6 protein-coding genes and 3 pseudogenes are annotated in these 6,304 nt (G+C 43.7%); 2 read left to right on the top strand and 7 right to left on the bottom strand.

The window, feature by feature from the left end; all coding sequences use genetic code 11:
* Positions 1-188, top strand: a 188-nt coding sequence (locus tag HK413_RS15325) for a hypothetical protein (RefSeq protein ID WP_217452217.1), incomplete at its 5' end; no start/stop codon positions are given.
* Positions 189-270: 82 nt separating this feature from the next.
* On the opposite strand, the gene HK413_RS09855 is transcribed toward HK413_RS15325, so the two are convergent.
* The 3 genes and pseudogenes from HK413_RS09855 to HK413_RS09840 all read right to left on the bottom strand — a co-directional run bounded on the left by HK413_RS09855 (position 271) and on the right by HK413_RS09840 (position 1,738).
* A complete protein-coding gene (locus tag HK413_RS09855) occupies positions 271-528 on the bottom strand; it encodes a hypothetical protein (protein ID WP_175270062.1) in 258 nt (85 codons plus the stop codon).
* A gap of 138 nt (positions 529-666) precedes the next feature.
* Positions 667-1,403, bottom strand: a pseudogene (locus HK413_RS22220) (glycosyltransferase).
* A 122-nt stretch (positions 1,404-1,525) separates the two neighbouring features.
* Positions 1,526-1,738 carry a hypothetical protein gene (locus tag HK413_RS09840; RefSeq protein ID WP_175270060.1) on the bottom strand — a complete coding sequence of 71 codons (213 nt, stop codon included), beginning with the start codon at positions 1,736-1,738 and terminating at the stop codon, positions 1,526-1,528.
* On the opposite strand from HK413_RS09840, the gene HK413_RS09835 reads away from it, so the two are divergent.
* Positions 1,724-2,209, top strand: a complete 486-nt coding sequence (locus HK413_RS09835) for a DUF2306 domain-containing protein (protein ID WP_317169450.1) — start codon at positions 1,724-1,726, stop codon at positions 2,207-2,209. The genes HK413_RS09840 and HK413_RS09835 overlap by 15 nt on opposite strands.
* Here the strand turns inward: HK413_RS09835 and HK413_RS09830 are convergent.
* The 4 genes and pseudogenes from HK413_RS09830 to lpxD form a co-directional block, all read right to left on the bottom strand.
* Positions 2,197-2,817, bottom strand: a complete 621-nt coding sequence (locus HK413_RS09830; protein ID WP_175270058.1) for an ABC transporter ATP-binding protein — start codon at positions 2,815-2,817, stop codon at positions 2,197-2,199. The genes HK413_RS09835 and HK413_RS09830 overlap by 13 nt on opposite strands.
* 62 nt (positions 2,818-2,879) lie before the next feature.
* Positions 2,880-3,663 (bottom strand): annotated as a pseudogene (gene lpxA / locus HK413_RS09825) (acyl-ACP--UDP-N-acetylglucosamine O-acyltransferase).
* Positions 3,660-5,072 (bottom strand): annotated as a pseudogene (locus tag HK413_RS09820) (bifunctional UDP-3-O-[3-hydroxymyristoyl] N-acetylglucosamine deacetylase/3-hydroxyacyl-ACP dehydratase). Before HK413_RS09820 ends, lpxA begins: the two co-directional pseudogenes overlap by 4 nt.
* Before the next feature lie 298 nt (positions 5,073-5,370).
* Entirely contained in the window at positions 5,371-6,207 is an 837-nt protein-coding gene (gene lpxD / locus HK413_RS09815) for a UDP-3-O-(3-hydroxymyristoyl)glucosamine N-acyltransferase (protein ID WP_317169449.1), read from the bottom strand.
* Positions 6,208-6,304: the final 97 nt, after the last annotated feature.

Raw genomic sequence — 6,304 nt, 5'->3', positions numbered from 1 at the left:
GTTTATACACTATAACAAGTATGGGGATGGGATTTTGTTTGGCGATGTTATCCAATGTATGCACTAATTTGTTTCACGCGCTTGTGAAACAGTTGAAACAAGTGAAACAGAATTTCGGGTTAAATCGCTGTTTGTTAAAGGGTTACAAAAATACAGCGAAACAAAATGAAACAAAAATCGACACTTAACACATTGACAATAAGCCTATTATTAAAAATGAAATTTGTTTAAACACACAAATAAAACGAAACAAGGCTTAATAACGATTTATTATTCTTCGCCCTTCAACATATCCAGCGGATAAAAACTATCCCGCCAGTAAATGCCACCCTGTTTTAAGGTAATGAAAGTTGACCGCGCGAATATATAAGCCATTAAAAAGCCGGAGAAAGGGATCATCAACGCATACCACCACTTGTTGGGCGATACCACGCTCATATAAATTATTTGTATCAGCATAATTGCGATGGCCATTAGTCTAACGGGCGTATCGCCAAAAATCAGCATTAACGGTAAGGGCAAAGCCATTGTTACCGTGGCAGGCCAAAATAAAACTAACAGCTAAAAAGACATTGTAATTGGCAGTTGCAAAAGTGTTTTTCATTAACCCATCTACAAACTGACCCGGGCTTTTATACCATTCCAGGCTAAGGCTGCCAATTCCGCTTAATACATCTTGCCGCAGGCCTGCCTTTTTATATAATAACCCAGTTTAACATCATCGTCCGGGCGGAGTTTTACGCGGGCATGTGTGCCGGCCTTTTCATAGGCTTCGCGCTTCACCAGGCAAAAGGCACCAATGCCGATATGCGCCCCGCTATCAGGTTTTATAGCATTCCATGGGCGCAGGTACGCCATTAACATAACGCCAAAGGTTGCTAAAACACTGTTTAATATAGCCGACCGCGATACCGCGCGGGGCATCACCGCCAGGTTATCGAGATTGTTTTTTAAAGCATAGCCCATAGCCTTATTTATAGCGTCGGGGTGGTAAAGTATGTCTGCATCAGTAAATAAAAGCCATTCTTCGGTACTGCTTTTATAGCCCGGTATAACGCGTTGTTTTTCCCTAACCAGCCATCTGGTAACCCGGTGATGGTAGTAACCGTCAGTTTGGGATATTGCTGCGGAAATTTTTCAAGTATTTCGGCAGTGCGGTCCGTCGAGCGATCATTCACCACTATAATGCGGTAATTATCGTAGTTGATATTACATACGCTTTGCAAAGCTTGCTCTAAGTCTTCTTCCTCGTTGCGCACCGGGATAATTATAGCCAGTGAAGGCTGAGCAGCCGTTAACGGCTGGCTGCTTAAGCTTTTTATTTTAGTAAATCCCCAAAGCAGGTAAATGGTAATACCTATGGAGGCTGTCGTTACTATAATACTATAAATCAGGAGTGCCATTTAATATATATTGCTGCAATATACGTCATGCTGTTTAAAATGGATTGATAGATAGTTTTTACATTTTGGTCGAGGCTAAACCGGGGTAAGTATACTTTATAGCTTTATTGTTAAAAGCATTTTTAGTTTTGATATAAAAACCAACTGAATGTGAGACCAGTAAGTTTACGCCCTTCTGTAAAACGGATCAGGAACATCCTAATGGTGGTGCTGATCCTAATAGCACTTATTGTAGCCACCCGGCGTGTTTTAACGTTAACGGGTGATATAAAGCCTTTTATCAATCCTAAGTTTGGTGCTTTTGACAGCGCTTTCGCTTTATCCCTTGGCCTCACTCTCTTACATATATTTGCGGGTACATTTTTTTGTTGTTAACCCCTTTACAATTTTCAAAAAAGATACGGGCTAAAAATATCAGGTTTCATCGCTTTAGTGGCTGGCTTGTAGCGGCCTCGGCACTTATAATTGGTATAACCGCATTGGTAATGAGTTTTAAAATGGCTATTGGCGGGGCGGTAGAAACGGCGGCGGCTACATTTACCTTTGCTTTATTCTTCCTGTTTGCGTTATGCAAAGCGCTCTATTATATCAGGAATAAAAAAATCTTACTTCACCGCGAATGGATGATAAGGATGTTTGCCATAGGATTAGCTATCGCGACGGTAAGGCCGATAGTTGGTTTATTCTTCGGGTTTTCCAGCCTGAGTCCCCATCAATTCTTCGGAATAGCTTTTTGGATAGGCTTTACGCTACATGCAATATTAGCCGAGGTATATATCAGGCGATATAGGTATCAGCCTTTATAATCGGTAATGCTTAGCCGATGTTGGCAAAAACTATACTCATGCTCCTGATTGGAGCAGACTATTGTTAAACGATCTTTAGCAAATTGCTGTACCAGGTTTAAATACCACTCTACACCCCGGGCATCTAAATTAGAAGTAGGTTCGTCAAGCATCAGTATAGGCGTATCTGCACAAAAAGCAAGCGCAAGTTTAAGCCGCTGTTTCATCCCTGATGAAAAGTAGCGGATGAGTTTATTTGAACTACCCGGTAAACTTAGCAGCTCAATTATGGCCGCTTTATCAATACCAGCCTTGTAGGTTTTAAATTTGAAATGGAAATCTATCATTTCCTCCAACGAAAACTCTTCAATCAGCTCCAGATATGGCGCGGCAAGGCTTAGATATTGAAACAATTGTTCGACGTCCAGATCTTTTCCCTCAACCGAATAATTGATTGTACCCTTAGATGGGCCGAGGCTACCATTTAATACCGCCAATAATGTTGATTTACCCGAACCGTTATTTCCGAGTATCGCATAGCTTTCGCCGATATTAAATGTATAATCTATCCCCCGGAAAATCCAGTCGCGGTTAAAGCGGCGTCCGATATCGTTAAGGGTGATTTGCATTTAGTTATGTGTTATATAAAGTCCCCGTCATGCCGAACTTGTTTCAGCATGACATTGGTGTTTTACGAGTTTCCGAAACCCTTCATAATACCACGCTGCGAGTTTTGTACAAAGTTGATGATCTCGTCGCGTTCGATGGTTGGGTTAAATTCGGCCTCTATAATATCTAAAGCCTTTGTCATGTTGTAGCGTTTCAGGAAAATTATCCGGTAGATCTCACGGATCTCATTGATCGTCTCGTTTGAAAAACCACGGCGGCGCAGGCCAACCGAGTTAATACCGATATACGATACCGGCTCGCGGCCGGCTTTGGTAAACGGCGGCACGTCTTTACGTACTAACGATCCGCCGGAAATCATGCTATGCGCGCCTATCTCAACAAACTGGTGCACTAATGATCCGCCACCTATAAAGGCAAAATCATACACATTAATGTGGCCGGCCAGCTGTACCGAGTTGGCAATTATCACATTGTCGCCAATTACGCAATCGTGCGCTACGTGTACATAAGCCATAAGCAGGCAATTGTTGCCAATGGTGGTTGTATTCTTATCTAAAGCGGTACCACGGTTAAGCGTTACGCATTCGCGGATGACCGTGTTATCGCCAATGGTTACGGTGCTTGGTTCGCCTTTATATTTCAGGTCCTGCGGCGGGGCCGATACAACAGCGCCCGGGAAAATGCGGCAGTTTTTACCAATGCGCGCGCCATCCATAATAACCGAGTTTGACCCGATCCGTGCCTTCGCCAACTTCAACATCCTTGTGGATAGTTACAAATGGCTCAATCACTACGTTGTCGGCTATTTTGGCCTGTGGGTGTATATATGCTAAAGGCTGGATCATGCTTCGTCAGTTTTGGTTTTTTTAACTATTTGTGCCATTAGCTCGGCCTCAACCACCACACGCTCGCCAACCATCCCAACGCCCTTCATCTGGGCTATACCACGGCGTATCGGCGCTATTAAATTACAATGGAATATAATGGTATCGCCGGGGATAACTTTATCCTTAAAGCGGGCGTTTTCTATCTTTAAGAATAGAGTAATATAATTTTGCGGATCGGGCACGGTATTTAACACCAATATACCGCCTGTTTGTGCCATAGCCTCTATCTGCAACACGCCCGGAAACAGTGGTGCACCCGGGAAGTGGCCCATAAATATCCCTTCGTTCGAGGTCACATTTTTTAACCCTACTACGTGGCTTTTGGTTAGCTCAAGGATCTTATCGATCATCAGCATTGGGTAGCGGTGCGGTAAAATCTCCTGGATCTGAACGGTATCGTATACCGGTTTCATGTTAGGATCATAAACCTTAAAATGCTTGCGGCTACGCTCTTTCTTTATAAGCGTTTTTATTTTTTTAGCGAACGCGACGTTAGCAGCGTGGCCCGGCCTTGCAGCCATAATATGTCCGCGTAACGGAACGCCAACCAGGGGCCAAATCGCCAATCATATCCAGCAATTTATGTCTTGCAGGTTCGTTTTGATGGCGCAGTTCTATATTGTTTAAAATGCCCTGTGGCGCTACGCTGATATCTTTACGGTTAAAAAGTTTGGCTAAATGGTTCAGTTCTTCTGGTCAACTTCCTTGTCAACCACAACTATGGCATTATTAAGATCGCCGCCTTTAATCAGGTCGTGCTTTAACAGCATTTCAAGCTCATGCAAAAAGCAAAAGGTGCGGCACGAAGCGATATCATCAACAAACTCGGTTATTGACGAGATACTTGCATGCTGGCTGCCCAATACCTGCGAATTATAATCAACCATACAGGTAAAGCGGTAATCATCATCCAAAGGCATTGCCACCATCTCAACCTTACGGTCGGGCTCAGAATAATGAATGTTATACGGGATATGATAGTACTCACGGTCGGCTTCCTGCTCTAAAAACCCAGCGCTGCGGATAGCTTCAACAAACTGGATGGAACTACCGTCCATTATAGGCGTTTCAGGGCCATCCATATCTATCAGCACATTATCAACCTCAAGGCCAACTAAAGCTGCTAAAACGTGCTCTATGGTACTTACACTGGCACCATTTTGCGATAAGGTAGTACCACGCGATGTGTCGGTAACATTATCGCAATCGGCATCAATAACAGGCATACCGGCAACATCCACCCGTCTGAATTTATAGCCATGGTTTTCCGGTGCCGGGTTAAAGGTCATGGTAACTTTCTCGCCGGTATGTAAGCCAGATCCCGAAAGTGATACGGGTGCCTTAATAGTTCTTTGTTTAATGTTCATTCTTGTTAATTCATTTGTTCACTGGCTCATTGGTTCATTGGTTCATTGGTAGATAGTTCATTAACCTTGCGACAGGGCCAATGAACTGATGAACTATTGAACGTCTTTCTTCAATTCAGCAATTGTAATTTCTAAATCTCTAATCCTCTTTTCCATGGCGGGCAAGTTGCGCATGCTTACATGGTTACGCAAAAGTCGCGTAACGGCACGTAGGGTGTGCCGTGCCATTGCTTGTTCTCTTCTTTAATAGAACTGTTAACGCCTGCCTGCGCACCCAGTTGGGTGCCATTGGCAATAGTTAAATGGCCGGCAATACCAACCGGCCACCAAACACGGCGCGCTCGCCAATTTTTGTACTGCCTGATATGCCCGACTGCGCCGCTATTACCGTATTCTTACCAATTTCAACATTATGGGCAACCTGTATCAAATTATCCAGCTTTACGCCTTTGCGGATGATGGTCGACCCCATTGTCGCCCTGTCGATAGTTGTATTTGAGCCAACTTCTACGTCGTCTTCTAATATCACGTTACCTATTTGGGCAATTTTTTTGTAGCTGCCATCCGCGGTTGGCGCGAAGCCAAAGCCATCGCTGCCGATAATAGCACCCGAGTGGATAATAACGTTATCACCCAAAACACAATCAAAATAAACCTTTACCCCGGCAAACAGGGTAACATTGTTACCCGGGGTAACGTTATCGCCCACATAAGTATTAGGGTAAATTTTACAATTGTCGCCAACTTTAACATCGGGCCCTATATAGGCAAAAGCGCCTATGTAAACATCCCGGCCAATTTTGGCAGACGGGTGCACAAAGTTCGGTTCTTCAATGCCGGTTTTGTTTAATCTGAAAGAACTGTAAGCATCCAACAAAACCGAGAACGCGCTGTAAGCGTCTTCAACTCTTATCAATGTCGCTTTTACCGTACCTGTAAGCTGCAGGCTATTATTTACTATAACGATGGAAGCATTGGTAGTGTACAGGTACTGCTCGTACTTAGGGTTGGATAAAAATGAAAGTGAGCCTGAAACCCCTTCCTCTATCTTAGCCAGCTGATTTACCGCCACAGACGGATCGCCCTCAACGGTTCCGTTGAGTAATGAAGCTATTTGCTGAGCGGTAAATTGCATGGGCGCAAAGTTAATAATTATTTAATGTGAATTACGAGTTGTGAGTTTTGAGTAATGAGTGATGAGTTGACTATGTGATACTCAAAACTCATCACTC

It is taken from the genome of Mucilaginibacter humi (assembly GCF_013087555.1).
This window is presented reverse-complemented; position numbering and strand designations above follow the sequence as displayed.

Excerpts from the sequence above, each read along its gene's own strand:
- HK413_RS09855 (WP_175270062.1), bottom strand. The coding sequence starts at position 528 with ATGGCTTTGCCCTTACCGTTAATGCTGATTTTTGGCGATACGCCCGTT.
- HK413_RS09830 (WP_175270058.1), bottom strand. The coding sequence starts at position 2,817 with ATGCAAATCACCCTTAACGATATCGGACGCCGCTTTAACCGCGACTGG.
- lpxD (WP_317169449.1), bottom strand. The coding sequence starts at position 6,207 with ATGCAATTTACCGCTCAGCAAATAGCTTCATTACTCAACGGAACCGTT.